The organism is Pseudomonas sp. MB-090624, assembly GCF_003205245.1.
GTDB classification, from domain to species: domain Bacteria; phylum Pseudomonadota; class Gammaproteobacteria; order Pseudomonadales; family Pseudomonadaceae; genus Aquipseudomonas; species Aquipseudomonas juntendi.
In genome coordinates this window covers 51,428-66,527 of the sequence record NZ_QJRK01000023.1, presented here as the reverse complement: position 1 = coordinate 66,527, position 15,100 = coordinate 51,428, and the positions used below count along the sequence as shown (strand labels likewise).

12 protein-coding genes are annotated in these 15,100 nt (G+C 63.0%); all 12 read right to left on the bottom strand.

The features are described from left to right. Positions 1–35: 35 nt before the first annotated feature. Positions 36–3,560: a DNA polymerase III subunit alpha gene (dnaE, locus tag DMX12_RS14550; RefSeq protein ID WP_009686938.1), complete on the bottom strand. Its 3,525-nt coding sequence runs from the start codon at positions 3,558–3,560 to the stop codon at positions 36–38. A 228-nt stretch (positions 3,561–3,788) separates the two neighbouring features. Further along, a complete protein-coding gene (rnhB, locus tag DMX12_RS14540; RefSeq protein ID WP_029886977.1) occupies positions 3,789–4,412 on the bottom strand; it encodes a ribonuclease HII in 624 nt (207 codons plus the stop codon). Between the two features lies 1 nt (position 4,413). Beyond that, entirely contained in the window at positions 4,414–5,541 is a 1,128-nt protein-coding gene (lpxB, locus tag DMX12_RS14535) for a lipid-A-disaccharide synthase (protein WP_110678265.1), read from the bottom strand. A gap of 1 nt (position 5,542) precedes the next feature. Then, a complete protein-coding gene (lpxA, locus tag DMX12_RS14530; RefSeq protein ID WP_009686941.1) occupies positions 5,543–6,319 on the bottom strand; it encodes an acyl-ACP--UDP-N-acetylglucosamine O-acyltransferase in 777 nt (258 codons plus the stop codon). After that, a complete protein-coding gene (fabZ, locus tag DMX12_RS14525; protein WP_004375427.1) occupies positions 6,316–6,756 on the bottom strand; it encodes a 3-hydroxyacyl-ACP dehydratase FabZ in 441 nt (146 codons plus the stop codon). The genes lpxA and fabZ overlap by 4 nt, the downstream gene beginning before the upstream one ends. A 114-nt stretch (positions 6,757–6,870) precedes the next feature. After that, a complete protein-coding gene (gene lpxD, locus DMX12_RS14520) occupies positions 6,871–7,926 on the bottom strand; it encodes a UDP-3-O-(3-hydroxymyristoyl)glucosamine N-acyltransferase (protein ID WP_110678263.1) in 1,056 nt (351 codons plus the stop codon). A gap of 1 nt (position 7,927) precedes the next feature. Next, positions 7,928–8,431: an OmpH family outer membrane protein gene (locus tag DMX12_RS14515; protein ID WP_003252311.1), complete on the bottom strand. Its 504-nt coding sequence runs from the start codon at positions 8,429–8,431 to the stop codon at positions 7,928–7,930. 44 nt (positions 8,432–8,475) lie between these two features. Next, entirely contained in the window at positions 8,476–10,836 is a 2,361-nt protein-coding gene (gene bamA, locus DMX12_RS14510) for an outer membrane protein assembly factor BamA (protein ID WP_110678261.1), read from the bottom strand. A gap of 73 nt (positions 10,837–10,909) precedes the next feature. Beyond that, positions 10,910–12,262, bottom strand: coding sequence for an RIP metalloprotease RseP (rseP, locus tag DMX12_RS14505; protein WP_110678259.1), 1,353 nt, complete (start codon positions 12,260–12,262; stop codon positions 10,910–10,912). 71 nt (positions 12,263–12,333) lie between these two features. Further along, positions 12,334–13,524 (bottom strand): 1-deoxy-D-xylulose-5-phosphate reductoisomerase, encoded by a 1,191-nt coding sequence (ispC, locus tag DMX12_RS14500; protein ID WP_110678257.1) that lies wholly within the window; start codon positions 13,522–13,524, stop codon positions 12,334–12,336. Continuing rightward, positions 13,521–14,336, bottom strand: a complete 816-nt coding sequence (locus tag DMX12_RS14495; protein ID WP_009686946.1) for a phosphatidate cytidylyltransferase — start codon at positions 14,334–14,336, stop codon at positions 13,521–13,523. Before DMX12_RS14495 ends, ispC begins: the two co-directional genes overlap by 4 nt. Beyond that, positions 14,336–15,091 (bottom strand): polyprenyl diphosphate synthase, encoded by a 756-nt coding sequence (gene uppS, locus DMX12_RS14490; protein WP_009686947.1) that lies wholly within the window; start codon positions 15,089–15,091, stop codon positions 14,336–14,338. The genes DMX12_RS14495 and uppS overlap by 1 nt, the downstream gene beginning before the upstream one ends. Positions 15,092–15,100 lie beyond the last annotated feature (9 nt).

Below are 15,100 nucleotides of genomic sequence, written 5' to 3'. Positions count from 1 at the left end.
AGGCGCATTCAGGTCGAGATTAAATTTTTGTCGGTTCAACGATATTGCAGGAAGACGTTCTCACGTCCGAACTGGTCACGCAGTGCCTGAATCAGCCCATCGGCAGGGTCGATCGCCCACTGCTCGCCAAACTGCAACATGGCCTTGGCGTCACTGCCGGTGTACTCCAGCGTGATCGGGCAGGCACCGCGGTGGCGGGTGATCAGTTCGCCCAGCCATTTCAGCCGGTCGCCCTTCAAGGCTTCGTGTGCCACCTTCAGGCGCAGGCTTTCGGCCAGCTTGGTGCGCGCGTCTTCCATGGTCATGACCTGCTTGACCCGCAGGCGCAAGCCACCGGAGAAGTCGTCATTGCTGACCTCCCCTTCGACCACCACCATGGCGTCGGCCTGCAGCAACGACTGCGCCGCGATATAGGCGTCGGCGAACAGCGAGGCCTCGATCCGCCCGGAGCGGTCATCCAGGGTGACGAAGCCCATCTTGTCACCCTTCTTGTTCTTCATCACCCGCAGCGCAATGATCATGCCGGCGATGGTCTGGGTTTCACGCGACGGTTTGAGGTCGATGATGCGCTGGCGGGCGAAGCGGCGAATCTCGGTTTCGTACTCGTCGATCGGGTGGCCGGTCAGGTACAGCCCCAAGGTGTCCTTTTCGCCTTTCAGGCGTTCCTTCAGGGTCAGCTCGCGCACCTTGCGGTGGTTGGCGTAAACATCGACATCCGCCGCGTCGAACATGCCCCCGAACAAGTCGACATGGCCACTGTCCGCGGTATGCGCGGCCTGCTCGGCGGCCTTGATGGCCTCACCCAGTGCCGAAAGCAAGGTCGCCCGGTTGATGTCGATATGGGCATGGTAGGCCTTGATTTCGTCATGGAAATGCGGGCCCAACCGGTCCAGCGCGCCACTGCGCACCAGCGCATCGAGGGTGCGCTTGTTGACCCGTTTGAGGTCGATGCGCTCACAGAAGTCGAACAGGTCCTTGAACGGCCCGCCCTGGGCACGGGCTTCGACGATGGCCTCTACCGGGCCTTCGCCGACGCCCTTGATGGCGCCCAGGCCGTAGACGATACGGCCGTCGTCGTTCACGGTGAACTTGAAATCGGAGAAGTTCACGTCCGGCGCATCCAGGCGCAGCTTCATGCTGCGCACCTCCTCCACCAGCACCACGACCTTGTCGGTGTTGTGCATGTCCGCCGACAGCACCGCCGCCATGAACGGTGCCGGGTAGTGGGTTTTCAGCCAGGCAGTCTGGTACGACACCAGGCCGTAGGCCGCGGAGTGGGATTTGTTGAAGCCGTAACCGGCGAACTTCTCTACCAGGTCGAAGATGTTGCCTGCCAGGTCCGCATCGATATTGTTGGCCACGCAGCCTTCGATGAAACCACCGCGCTGCTTGGCCATTTCCTCGGGCTTTTTCTTGCCCATGGCCCGGCGCAGCATGTCGGCGCCACCGAGGGTGTAGCCGGCCATCACCTGGGCAATCTGCATCACCTGCTCCTGGTACAGGATGATGCCGTAGGTGGGGGCCAGCACTGGCTTGAGGCCTTCGTACTGGTAGTCGGAGTGCGGGTAGGCCAGCTCGGCACGGCCGTGCTTGCGGTTGATGAAGTCGTCCACCATGCCCGATTGCAGCGGGCCGGGGCGGAACAGTGCCACCAGTGCGATGAGGTCTTCCAGGCAGTCGGGCTTGAGCTTCTTGATCAGCTCTTTCATGCCACGCGATTCAAGCTGGAATACCGCCGTGGTTTCGGCCTTCTGCAACAGCTCGTAGGTTTTGCGGTCGTCCAGCGGGATGAAGTCGATATTCACGTCGGGCAGGTTTTTCTTGGCCTGCTCGCGGTTGATGATCTCCATGGCCCACTTGATGATGGTCAGGGTACGCAGGCCGAGGAAGTCGAACTTCACCAGCCCCGCCGCCTCGACGTCATCCTTGTCGAACTGGGTTACCAGGCCGCCGCCTTCTTCGTCACAGGCGATCGGTGAGAAGTCGGTGAGCTTGGTCGGGGCGATCACCACGCCACCGGCGTGCTTGCCGGTACCCCGGGTCACACCTTCGAGCTTCAGCGCCATGTCCCAGATTTCGCGGGCGTCCTCGTCACCCTTGAGGAAGTCACGCAGGATCTCTTCCTGCTCGTAGGCCTTCTCCAGGGTCATGCCCACTTCGAACGGAATCATCTTCGACAGGCGGTCGGCCAGGCCGTAGGACTTGCCCTGAACCCGTGCCACGTCACGCACCACCGCCTTGGCGGCCATGGTGCCGAAGGTGATGATCTGGCTGACCGCGTTGCGGCCATAAGCCTCGGCCACATAGTCGATCACCCGGTCACGGCCATCCATGCAGAAGTCGACGTCGAAGTCGGGCATGGAAATACGTTCAGGGTTGAGGAAGCGCTCGAACAGCAGGTCATAGGCCAGCGGGTCGAGGTCGGTGATCTTCAGCACATAGGCCACCAGCGAACCTGCGCCCGAACCACGGCCAGGGCCTACCGGCACGTCGTTGTTCTTGGCCCACTTGATGAAGTCCATCACGATCAGGAAGTAACCGGGGAAGCCCATCTGGATGATGATGTCCAGTTCGAACTTCAGCCGGTCAAGGTAAACCTGGCGCTTCTCTTCGTAATTGGGCGTGGTCTCCTTCGGCCACAGGACCGCCAGGCGCTCTTCCAGGCCCTCGTGGGACACGTGCCGCAGGTAGTCGTCGATGCCCATGCCGTTGGGCGTGGGGAAGTCGGGCAGGAAGTACTTGCCCAGCTGCACCTGGATGTTGCAACGCTTGGCGATTTCGACGGTGTTGGCGATGGCATCGGGCAGGTCGCTGAACAGCTCGGCCATTTCCTCGGACGACTTGAGGTACTGCTGGTCGCTGTAGCAACGCGGCCGGCGAGGGTCGTCTAGGGTCCAGCCTTCACCGATGCAAACCCGGGTTTCATGGGCGTCGAAATCGGACTGCTTGATGAAACGCACGTCGTTGGTGGCCACCAGCGGCGCGCCGAGCCTGTCGGCCAGGGCCACGGCAGCATGCACATATTCCTCGTCGCGGGCGCGGTTGGTGCGCTGCACTTCTACGTAGAAGCGCTCGGGAAACATGCCCATCCAGTCTTGCAGCAGGGCCTGGGCTTCGTCGTCACGGCCGGCCAGCAGGGCCATGCCGATGTCACCTTCCTTGCCTGCCGACAAGGCGATCAGGCCTTCGCTGGCCGGCGCGATCCATTCACGCTGCAGGATCACCAGGCCGTTGCGCTGGCCGTCGGTCCAGCCGCGCGAGATCAGCTCGGTGAGGTTGCGATAGCCCTTGGGGTTCATGGCCAGCAGGCAGATGCGCGACAGCGGCGCTTCCGGGTCGGCGCCGGCCAGCCACAGGTCTGCACCACAGATCGGTTTGATGCCGGCGCCCATGGCCGTCTTGTAGAACTTCACCAGCGAGCACATGTTGCTCTGGTCGGTAATGGCCACTGCCGGCATGTTCATCCCGGCCAGCGCCTTGGCCAGCGGCTTGATCCGCACCAGGCCGTCAACCAGCGAGAATTCAGAGTGGACGCGCAGGTGAACGAAGGGAACCGACATGGGAGATCCTGTAGCAGTGCTGAACGACAAGGGCGGGATTGTAGCTTAATTGCGCGGGGGTTTTGGGGCTGCGTGTAGGAGCAACTGCCTTTCTCAAAATTTGAAAAGCCTGCGCGATTCCTTGTGGGAGCGGGCTTGCCCGCGAAGCAGGCGACGCGGTGCACGGCACCGGCTGTGCCGGTGTTCGCGGCTAAAGCGCCTGCAAGGGCCCCGATAACGCCCCATTGGTCAGACCAGCGAACCGATGACGCCCTCACGCGCGTCCCAGGCGGCCCGCACCGGTGCGAACGAACGCCGATGAATGGGCGTAGGCCCAAGCCGGGCCAAAGCCTCCAGATGTACCGGCGTGGGGTAGCCCTTGTGCCCGCCGATACCGTAACCCGGGTAGATCAGCTCGAACGCGCTCATTTCACGGTCACGGCTGACCTTGGCCAGAATCGAGGCTGCCGCAATCGCCGGGACCTGGCTATCGCCCTTGACCACCGGCGCTGCCGGCACGGCCAGTTTCGGGCAGCGGTTGCCGTCGATCAGCGCAAGCTTCGGTGTAACGTGCAGGCCTTCGACCGCGCGCTGCATGGCCAGCATGGTGGCCTGCAGGATATTGAGCCGGTCGATTTCCTCGACCTCGGCACGGGCGATACAAAAGCTCAGGGCCTTTTCGCAAATCTCGTCGAAAAGGGCCTCGCGCTTGGCTTGCGTGAGTTTTTTCGAATCGTTCAGGCCGAGGATCGGCCGGGTTGGGTCGAGGATCACCGCTGCCGTTACCACCGCGCCACACAGCGGGCCACGGCCCACTTCGTCAACGCCGGCGACCAGGTCTTCGACCAGGTTGAAGTCCAGTCCAAATTGCATGTCAGCGGTCCTTGAGCAGGGCCAGCACCGCCTCGGCCGCCTGATTGGAGGCGTCGCGGCGCAGGGTGCGGTGAATTTCGTCGAAACGTTCGGTCTGCCGGCTCCCATCGCGCAACAACGGTACCAGGGTATTGGCCAACGCCTCGCTGGTGGCAGCGTCCTGCAGCAGTTCAGGCACCAGCTCACGCTGCGCCAACAGGTTGGGCAACGACACGTAGGGGCTTTTCACCAGCCGCTTGAGAATCCAGTAGGTCAGCGGCGCCAGGCGGTAAGCCACCACCATCGGCCGCTTGTACAGCAAGGCTTCGAGGGTGGCGGTACCCGAAGCGATCAACACCGCATCGCAGGCGGCCAGGGCCTGGTGCGACTGGCCATCGAGCAGCATCAGCGGCAACTGCCGCCCTTCGAGCATCTGCTCGACCTGCGCGCGCCGCGCCGCGTTGGCACACGGCAGTACGAAGCGCACGCCCGGTACGTGGTGGCACAGGCGCTCGGCAGCATCGAGGAACAACGCCCCCAGGCGGCCAACCTCGCCGCCACGGCTGCCCGGCATCAGGGCCACCACCGGGCCCTCGCCCAGGCTCAGGGCGGCACGCGCAGCTGTGCGGTCGGCTTGCAGCGGGATGGTGTCGGCCAGCGGGTGGCCGACAAAGCGCACCGGCACGCCCTGCTCTTCATAGAACCGCGCCTCGAACGGCAGCAGGGTCAGCATCAGGTCGCAGCCTTCGCGGATCTTCAGCACCCGCTTCTGCCGCCAGGCCCAGACCGACGGGCTGACGTAGTGCACGGTCTTGATCCCGGCCTGCCGCAGTTTCAGCTCGATGTTGAGGGTAAAGTCAGGCGCATCGATACCGATGAACACATCCGGCTTTTCATCGATCAGTGTCTGGATCAGCAGTTTGCGCCGCTTGAGCAGCTCGCGCAGGCGCCCCAGCACCTCCACCAGGCCCATGACCGCCAGGCGTTCCATCGGGAAATAGGATTGCAGGCCTTCGGCTTCCATCAAGGGGCCGCCCACCCCGATAAAGCGTATGTCGGGGTGGCGCTCCCTGAGGGCACGCATCAGGCCTGAACCCAGAATATCGCCGCTGGCCTCACCGGCCACCAGCGCTACGCAAAGCCGGGCCATGTCAGCGAGTGATGCCGCGAGCGGAGTTCACGATCGACTGGCGGAACAGCTCGACCTCAGGGTGCAGCGCAGCAGGCTCGGCCAGCTCCTTGAGTGCGTCTTCGACGGTAAGGCCCTGACGATAGACAATCTTGTAGCAGCGGCGCAGCACGTGGATCACTTCGGCGCTGAAACCGCGCCGGCGCATGCCCTCGAAGTTCATGCTGCGGGCTTCGGCCGGGCTACCGAACACGGTCACGAAGGCCGGCACGTCCTTGCCGATTGCCGTACCCATGCCGGAAAACGCGTGGGCACCGATATGGCAGTACTGGTGCACCAGGGTGTAGCCGGACAGGATCGCCCAGTCGCCCACATGCACATGCCCGGCAAGGGCCGTGTTGTTGACCAGAATGCAGTGGTTACCGATGACGCTGTCGTGGCCGATGTGGGCATAGGCCATGATCAGGTTGTGGTCACCCAGGGTGGTTTCGGCACGGTCCTGAATGGTCCCACGGTGAATGGTCACCCCTTCGCGGATCACGTTGTGGTCGCCAATCACCAGGCGCGTCGGCTCACCCTTGTACTTGAGGTCCGGGGTGTCTTCGCCAATCGACGAAAACTGAAAGATACGGTTGTGCTTGCCGATGCGGGTCGGCCCCTTCAACACAACATGCGGGCCGATAACGGTGCCCTCCCCGACCTCGACATCGGGGCCCACGATCGACCAAGGGCCCACCTCGACACCGTCGGCGAGCTTGGCCGAGGGATCGATGATGGCCCGAGGATCAATCGAATTCATAGGGAGCGTTCCGCGCAGGTGATTTCTGCCGAGCACACCGGCTTGCCGTCGACCAGGGCGCGGCATTCGAACTTCCAGATCATGCTCTTGCGGCTTAGGAACTTGGCTTCCAGCACCAACTGGTCACCCGGCAGCACCGGCTGGCGGAAACGCAGCTTGTCGGAGCCGACGAAGTAATACAGGGTGCCATCGGCAGGCTTGGCATCGAGCATCTTGAAACCCAGGATACCGGCCGCCTGGGCCATGGCTTCGATGATCAGGACGCCCGGCATGATCGGGTGCGCCGGGAAGTGGCCATTGAAGAACGGCTCGTTGATGCTGACATTCTTGTAGGCACGAATGCTCTGGGCCTCGTAGTCCAGCTCCGTCACGCGGTCCACCAGCAGGAACGGGTAACGGTGAGGCAGGTATTCGCGAATCTCGTTGATGTCCATCATTTCGGGGGGGAAGCCTGTAATAAGAATAGGGAGCGCAGGTGCTGACCGCACGCTCCTTTTACAATCCAAAGAGGAGCCAGCTAGCGACTGTTCACTCTTGCTCAGGGAATGGTATCAGCCTTCTGATGCCGGCTGGCCACCTGAGGTCACGGTATCGACGCGTTTTTCCAGCTGCTGGAGGCGCTTGGCCATATCGTCCAGGTGGCGGATACGCGCGGCGCTCTTGCGCCAGTCAGCCAATGGCTGCATGGCCGTACCGGAAGAATAGGAGCCCGGCTCGGTAATCGAGCGGGTAACCATGGTCATTCCGGAAATGAATACGTTATCGCAAATATCAATGTGCCCCACCAGCCCCACGCCACCCGCCAGCATGCAGTGCTTGCCAATGCGCGTGCTGCCGGAAATACCGACACACGCAGCCATGGCGGTGTGGTCGCCGATCTGCACGTTGTGGGCGATCTGGATCTGGTTATCCAGCTTGACCCCATCGCCGATGCGCGTGTCCGACAGCGCGCCACGGTCGACCGCCGTGTTGACGCCGATTTCCACATCATCGCCGATGGTAACGCCGCCAATCTGGGCGATCTTGCGCCAGATGCCCTTCTCGTTGGCGAAGCCAAAGCCCTCGCCGCCGATCACCGCACCCGACTGAATGACCACGCGCTTGCCGATGGTGACGTCGTGATACAACGTGACCCTCGGTGCCAGCCAGCCGCCTTCACCCACCACGCAACGGGCACCAATGAAGCAATGTGCACCAATGCTCACGTTGGCGCCGATACGGGCGCCACTTTCGATGACCGCGAACGGCCCGATGCTGGCGCTGGCATCTACCTGGGCATCCTTGGCCACCACGGCGCTGGGATGGATTCCCGCCACAGCCTTGGGTTTCGGATCGAACAGGTGGGAAATGCGCGCATAAGCCAGGTACGGGTCGGCCACGACCAGGGCATTGCCGGCAAAGCTTTCGGCGTCCGCGGCCTTGAGCAGCACCGCGCCGGCCTGGCAGTTATCCAGGTACTTGCGGTACTGCGGGTTGGCCAGGAAGGTCAACTGCCCGGGGCCAGCCTCTTGCAAGGTGGCCAGCCCGGTAATCTGCAGCGCCTCGGGCCCCTTCAGGGTGGCACCGAGGGCCTCGGCCAGTTGGCCTAGCGTCATGGTCACACTCATATCAACGGGCTTGGTTCATGCGCTCGATGACCTGGCGGGTGATGTCGTACTGAGGTTTGACATCGATAACCGCGCCACGCTCGAGAACCAGGTCGTAACCGCCTTTCTTGATCACTTCCTCGACAGCGCCATCCAGCTTCGGCTTCAGCTGCTTGAGCATGTCACGGTCGGCAACGGCCTTGGCTTCGTTCAGCTCCTTGGACTGGAACTGGAAGTCGCGGGCTTTTTGCTTGAACTCGAGCTCCAGGCGCTCACGCTCCTGCTGCTGCATCTTGTCGCCGCCCTTGATCAGGCGGTCCTGGATACCCTTGGCGCTGCTTTCCAGGCTTTTCAGCTTGGTCAGTTGCGGGCCGAATTTCTTCTCGGCATCCACCGCGTACTTCTTGGCGGCGTCCGATTCCAGCAGGGCCATCTGATAGTTCAGCACGGCAACCTTCATTTCGGCGAAAGCCGGGGTGGCGACCAGCGCCGCGGCCACTACGGCCAGTTGAGCCAATTTACGCACGATGCACTCCTGGATAAACCGTTGTCGTTAAGCAAGGGCCGACCTTAGAAGGTCTGGCCCAGAGAGAATTGGAACACCTGGGTATCGGCATCGTCCGGCTTCTTGACCGGCATTGCCAGGCTGAAGCTCAGCGGGCCCAGTGCAGTAATCCAGGTCACGCCCAGGCCGACCGAACTGGCCATGCCCGAGAAACCGACCTTCTCGCAATCAGGCTTGTTGCCGCAATTGGTGTCGAACACGTTACCCACATCCCAGAACACGGAGGTGCGCAGCGAACGCTGGTCCTTGACGAACGGCAGCGGGAACAGGAGCTCGACGCCACCTTGTACCAGCACGTTGCCACCAAATGGCAACGGATCTTGGTCCGGGTCAGCAATGGTGCCAGGCCGCCCGCCCTTATCCGGATCGCGGCTAGGCGTGCTGCGTGGCCCCAGGCTGCTGTCTTTGAAGCCGCGGACGGAGTTGAAGCCACCCGCGAAGTAGTTCTCGTAGAACGGCAGGCCGGAGGTGCTGCCATAACCATCACCATAGCCCAGCTCGGTGTGCAGGCGCAGGGTGTAGTCATTGTTGATCGGCTGGAACAACTGGCCACGGTAGTCGAGCTTGAAGAACGACAGGTCGCTGCCTGGAATGGTCGATTCCAGGGTCAGGCTTTGCGAGTGACCGCGGGTCGCCAGCACACCTTTGTTCAAGGTCGACTCGGACCAGCCGATCGACGCCTTGAAGTTGAGGAAGTTGTCGCCTTCCTGGTCGAGGAAGTCGAAGATCTCGTCAACGGTGTACTTGCCGGTCTTGATCTTGTCCTGCTGCACGCTCAGGCCGTAGGTCAGGCGCGAAGTTTCGCTGATCGGGTAGCCCAGGCTCACACCTGCACCGAGGCTGTCCACCGCATAGCTGGCCACGTCGACATCGAGGTCATCGTAGTTGGTGCTGCGGTAGAAGGCGTTGTAGCCCAGGCTCACGCCGTCGGCAGTGAAGTAGGGATCCACGAAGCCAAAGTTGTAGCGGGTCTGGTATTCCGAACGGGTCAAGCCGATGGACACCTTGTTACCGGTGCCGAGGAAGTTGCTCTGGCTGATCGAACCACCCAGGATCAGGCCCGCGCTCTGGGCGAAACCGACGCTGGCGGTGATCGAACCGGAGGCTTGCTCCTCTACGCTGTAGTTGACATCGACCTGGTCATCGGTGCCCGGCACCGGTGGGGTTTCGACGTTCACTTCCTTGAAGAAGCCCAGGCGCTCGAGGCGGGTCTTGGACTGGTCGATCAGGTAGGTCGACGCCCACCCGCCTTCCATCTGGCGCATTTCGCGACGCAGCACTTCGTCTTCGGTCTTGGTGTTACCGCGGTAGTTGATGCGGTTGACGTAGGCACGCTTGCCCGGGTCGACCACGAACATGATGTCTACCGTGTGGTCCTGTTCGTTCGGCTGTGGCACGCCGTTGACGTTGGCGAAAGTGTAGCCCTCGTTGCCCAGGCGGCGGGTGATCAGCTCGGACGTGGTGGTCATCACCTTGCGCGAGAATACCTGGCCAGGCTGCACCAGCAGCAGCGACTTGACCTGGTCTTCCGGCACCTTGAGGTCACCGGACAGCTTCACGTCGCGAACGGTGTACTTCTCGCCTTCGTTGATGTTGACGGTGATGTAGACGTGCTTCTTGTCTGGCGTGATCGACACCTGGGTCGAGGCGATGTCCATGTTGATGTAGCCGCGGTCCAGGTAGTAGGAACGCAGGCGCTCAAGGTCACCGGACAGCTTTTCGCGGGCGTACTTGTCGTCGTTCTTGAAGAACGACAGCCAGTTGGTGGTTTTCAGCTCGAACAACTGGCCCAGGGTATCGTCGTCGAACACGTTGTTGCCGACGATGTTGATGTGCTGGATGGCCGCGACCGTGCCTTCGTTGATCTTGATCTTCAGTGCCACGCGGTTGCGCGGCTGCGGCACCACCTCGGCGTCGACCTCGGCCGAGTAGCGGCCCTGGGCCACGTACTGGCGCTGCAGTTCGTTACGCACGCCTTCAAGGGTGGCACGCTGGAAGATCTCGCCTTCGGCCAGGCCGGATTGCTTCAGGCCTTTCATCAGGTCATCGGTGCTGATCGCCTTGTTGCCTTCGATCTCGATGCTCGACACCGACGGGCGCTCGACCACGTTGATGATCAGCACATTGCCATCGCGGTTCAACTGGATGTCCTGGAAGAACCCGGTCTTGAACAGGGAACGGGTCGAGTCCACCAGGCGGCGGTCATCAGCCTGGTCACCGACGTTCAGCGGCAAGGCACCGAACACGCTGCCGGCGGATACCCGCTGCAGGCCGTTGACGCGAATATCGGAGATGGTGAAGGACTCGGCGTGAACTTCAGCGATCATCAGTGCGGACATGACCGCAGTTAGCAGCAGACGTTTCATGAAGTCCTTTTATTCCAACTGGCAATAAACAACCCGCCGTGAAAAAACGGCGGGTTCGCAATTGAGCGAAGCTTTATAGTCGACCCAGATCGTTGATCAGGGCGAGCAACATCACCCCTATGACCAAACTGATACCGATCTGGACCCCCCAACCTTGCACCCGATCCGACAGCGGACGACCGCGCGCCCACTCGACCAGATAAAACAGCAAATGCCCCCCATCGAGTACCGGGATGGGCAGCAGGTTAAGAACCCCCAGGCTTATGCTCAGGTAGGCGAGGAAATTCAGGAAATCCCCGATGCCGGACTGGGCTGAAGCGCCCGCCACTTTAGCAATGGTTATCGGTCCACTCAAGTTTTTTACCGAGAGCTCCCCGAACAGCATTTTCTTCAGCGATTCGAGGGTCAGGACACTCATGTTCCAGGTGCGTGACAAGCCCTCGCCCACCGCCTCCAGCGGGCCATAGCTGACTTCGCGAAGCATGCTGGCAGGCCATTCGCCACCTTTGACCCCGGCCCCCAGGTACCCGGCAACGGCCTTGCCCTCGCCCTTGTGGGCCAGGACCACCGGCACGTCGAGGGCAGCACCGTCGCGCTCCACGCGGACCTGCACCTTGGCATCCGGCCGGGCACGTACACTGTCGACCACCTGCTGCCATTCGGTCACGGCAACGCCGTCGACCGCCAGCAGCTTGTCACCACTCTTGAGGCCCGCAGCGGCAGCCGGCCCTTTCGGGTCGACCTCGGCCAGCACCGGCGCAATCGCCGGGCGCCATGGGTGCAGCCCAAGGGACTGGATCGGGTCTGGCTCATCGGCGCCCTTCAACCAGCTGTCCAGCTTGACCTGCAACTGGCGCTCGGCACTGGCGCCATCGTCGCGCACGCCAACCTGCAAGGTGCCGCTCTCGCCCAGGCGCCGCACCAGCTGCAGGTTGACCGCCGCCCAACCGCTGGTCGGCTTGCCGTCCACAGAGACGATTTCCTGACCTGCGGCCAGCCCGGCGGACGCCGCCAGGCTACCGGCATCGACGCTACCAATGACCGGGCGAACCTGTTGGGTACCCAGCATCGCCAGCAGCCAGAAGAACACGATTGCCAGCAGGAAATTGGCGATCGGGCCGGCCGCGACAATGGCGATACGCTGGCCTACCGGCTTGCGGTTGAACGACTGGCCGAGCAACGCCGGCGGCACATCACCTTCGCGCTCGTCGAGCATCTTCACGTAGCCGCCCAGCGGGATCGCCGCCACGACGAACTCGGTGCCATGGCGGTCATGCCAGCGCAGCAGCGGCGTGCCGAAGCCCACCGAAAAACGCAGCACCTTCACGCCACAGCGGCGCGCGACCCAGAAGTGGCCGAATTCATGAAAGGTCACCAGCACCCCCAGGGCCACGAGGGTGCCGATAATCATGTAGAGCGCTGTCATGTCCATCTCCGAATGATATTCAGCGGGGCGGGGCAATACCCTGCCCCCTCACGCACCGTAGCGAGCCTGCATCAGCGGCCGTGGCGGCGCAGCCACTCCCGGGAAAGCTCCCGGGCCCGCTGGTCGGCGGCGAATACCGCGTCCAGGGAAGGCAGGGGCACCACAGGTTCCTGCTCGAGTACCTGTTCGATCATACCCGCGATCTCCGGGAAGCGAATACGCCGCTCGAGAAATGCTTGCACCGCCACTTCGTTGGCGGCATTGAGCACGGCAGGGGCACTGTTGCCGGCTTCGGCAGCCTGCCGCGCGAGGCGCAGGCAAGGGAAGCGTTGTTCGTCGGGCGCCTGGAAATCCAGACGGGCGACGGCGAACAGGTCCAGCGGCGCCACCCCGGAGTCGATCCGCTCGGGCCAGGCCAGGGCGTTGGCGATCGGGGTGCGCATGTCCGGGTTGCCCAGCTGGGCAAGGACCGAGCCATCCACGTAGTCGACCAGCGAGTGGATCACGCTCTGCGGGTGCACCACCACTTCGGCCTTGGCCGGCGCAGCATCGAACAGCCAACAGGCTTCGATCAGTTCCAGCCCTTTGTTCATCATGCTGGCCGAATCCACGGAGATCTTGCGCCCCATCGACCAGTTAGGGTGCGCACAGGCTTGCTCCGGGGTCACCCCCATCAGCGCTTCGACGGGCGTTTCACGGAACGGGCCACCGGAAGCCGTCAGCAGGATCCGCCGCACCCCCACCGCACTCAGGCCACGGGCATAGTCGCCAGGCATGCACTGGAAGATAGCGTTGTGCTCGCTGTCGATCGGCAGCAGCACGGCGCCATGGCGCCGCACGGCGTCCATGAACAGGGCCCCTGACATCACCAGTGCTTCCTTGTTGGCCAGCAGGACCTTCTTGCCCGCCTCAACAGCCGCCAAGGTGGGCCGCAAGCCGGCAGCCCCGACGATGGCCGCCATCACGGCGTCCACTTCACTTGCCGATGCCACCTGGCACAGCCCGGCGTCGCCTTCGAGCACCTCGGTTGCACAACCGGCCGCCGCCAGACCTACACGCAACCGCATGGCCGCTTCACTGCTCGGCACCACGGCGAACGCCGGGCGGTGGCGCACGCACAGGGCCAGCAGTTCGTCCACACGCGAATAGCCACTGAGGGCGAACGCCTGGTAGCGATCAGGGTGCCGGGCAATCACGTCCAGGGTGCTCAGGCCGATGGAGCCGGTGGCACCGAGCACGGTGATACGTTGCGGGCGAGTCACATGACACCCCATTCGGCAGCCCACAACAACACGGCAAAGATCGGGATCGCTGCCGTCAGGCTGTCGATGCGGTCGAGCACACCGCCGTGACCGGGGAGCAGGTTGCTGCTGTCCTTGATGCCGGAGCGGCGCTTGAACATGCTCTCGGTCAGGTCACCGACCACCGAGGCCATCACCAGCAGCGCAGCACCCAGCAAACCGAGCAGCACCTGGCCAACGCCCCAGTCGCGGCTTATGCCCACACCGAGGGTGATCAGCAAGCTGACCGCCAGCCCGCCATACACGCCTTCCCAGCTCTTGCCGGGGCTGACCTGCGGGGCCAGCTTGCGCTTGCCGAATGCACGGCCAGAGAAGTACGCGCCGATGTCGGCAGCCCACACCAGCACCATGACCGAGAGAATCAGCCAGTTGCCCAGCGGCCAGTGCTTGAGCAGCACCAACCCCTGCCAGGCGGGCAGCAATACCAGCAGGCCGATCAGCAGCCGGCAGGCAGCACTGGCCCACAACTCGCTGCTGCGTGGATAGGTCAGCACCAGCCAGGTCGCCAACCCCCACCAGATCACTGCGGCGCCGAGCACCCAGGGGGCCAGCTCCGGCAGGATGTACAGCAGCATCAGCGCCCCGGCCACCACCAGGGCGTAGGCAATGCGCAGCGGCTGGGCCATCAGGCCGGCCAGGCGCGCCCACTCCCAGGCACCGAGGGTCACTACGAAGCCGATGAACAGGGCAAAATCCCCACCGTTGAGCAGGAAGAAACCACCCAGCGCAACCGGCAGCAGGATCAGCGCGGTAATGATGCGTTGTTTAAGCATTAAGCACGAGCTCCAGCCTCGACCTGCTCGCTGGTCTTACCAAAGCGGCGCTGGCGCGAAGCGAAATCGGCCAGGGCTTTACGCATGGCCTCGTGTTTGAAGTCCGGCCAGTACAGGTCGGAGAAATACAGCTCGGCATATGCCAGCTGCCACAGCAGGAAATTGCTGATGCGATGCTCGCCACCGGTGCGGATACACAGGTCCGGTAACGGCAGCTCACCGGTTGCCAGGCACGTCTGCAGCAGGCCAGGGGTAATGTCGTCCGGGCGCAGGTGCCCGGCTTGCACTTCCCGCGCCAGCCGTTGCGCGGCCTGGGCAATGTCCCACTGGCCGCCGTAATTGGCAGCGATTTGCAGGATGAAGCGGTTGTTGCCGGCGGTCAGCGCCTCGGCCTCACGCATGGCAGCCTGCAACTCCGGGTGGAACCGCGAGCGGTCACCGATGATACGCAGGCTGATATTGTTTTCGTTGAGGCGCTTGGCCTCACGGCGCAGGGCCGAGAAGAACAGCTCCATCAGCGCACCGACTTCTTCGGCGGGGCGCTGCCAGTTTTCACTGGAGAAGGCGAACAGGGTCAGCACCTCGACCCCGGACTGGGCACAGACTTCGATGACCGCGCGAACGGCGTCGACACCCGCCTTGTGCCCGGCAACGCCGGGCAGCAGGCGTTTTTTTGCCCAGCGGTTGTTGCCGTCCATGATGATCGCGACATGACGCGGCACCGAGGACGGCACCGCTGGCTTGGTCTTTTCCATTAAAAAACC

Bases quoted from the DNA above. Each gene is read 5' to 3' on its own strand.
- fabZ (WP_004375427.1), bottom strand. From the start codon at position 6,756: ATGATGGACATCAACGAGATTCGCGAATACCTGCCTCACCGTTACCCG.
- rseP (WP_110678259.1), bottom strand. From the start codon at position 12,262: ATGACAGCGCTCTACATGATTATCGGCACCCTCGTGGCCCTGGGGGTG.
- lpxD (WP_110678263.1), bottom strand. From the start codon at position 7,926: ATGAGTGTGACCATGACGCTAGGCCAACTGGCCGAGGCCCTCGGTGCC.
- bamA (WP_110678261.1), bottom strand. From the start codon at position 10,836: ATGAAACGTCTGCTGCTAACTGCGGTCATGTCCGCACTGATGATCGCT.
- DMX12_RS14495 (WP_009686946.1), bottom strand. From the start codon at position 14,336: ATGCTTAAACAACGCATCATTACCGCGCTGATCCTGCTGCCGGTTGCG.
- dnaE (WP_009686938.1), bottom strand. From the start codon at position 3,560: ATGTCGGTTCCCTTCGTTCACCTGCGCGTCCACTCTGAATTCTCGCTG.
- rnhB (WP_029886977.1), bottom strand. From the start codon at position 4,412: ATGCAATTTGGACTGGACTTCAACCTGGTCGAAGACCTGGTCGCCGGC.
- uppS (WP_009686947.1), bottom strand. From the start codon at position 15,091: ATGGAAAAGACCAAGCCAGCGGTGCCGTCCTCGGTGCCGCGTCATGTC.
- lpxB (WP_110678265.1), bottom strand. From the start codon at position 5,541: ATGGCCCGGCTTTGCGTAGCGCTGGTGGCCGGTGAGGCCAGCGGCGAT.
- lpxA (WP_009686941.1), bottom strand. From the start codon at position 6,319: ATGAATTCGATTGATCCTCGGGCCATCATCGATCCCTCGGCCAAGCTC.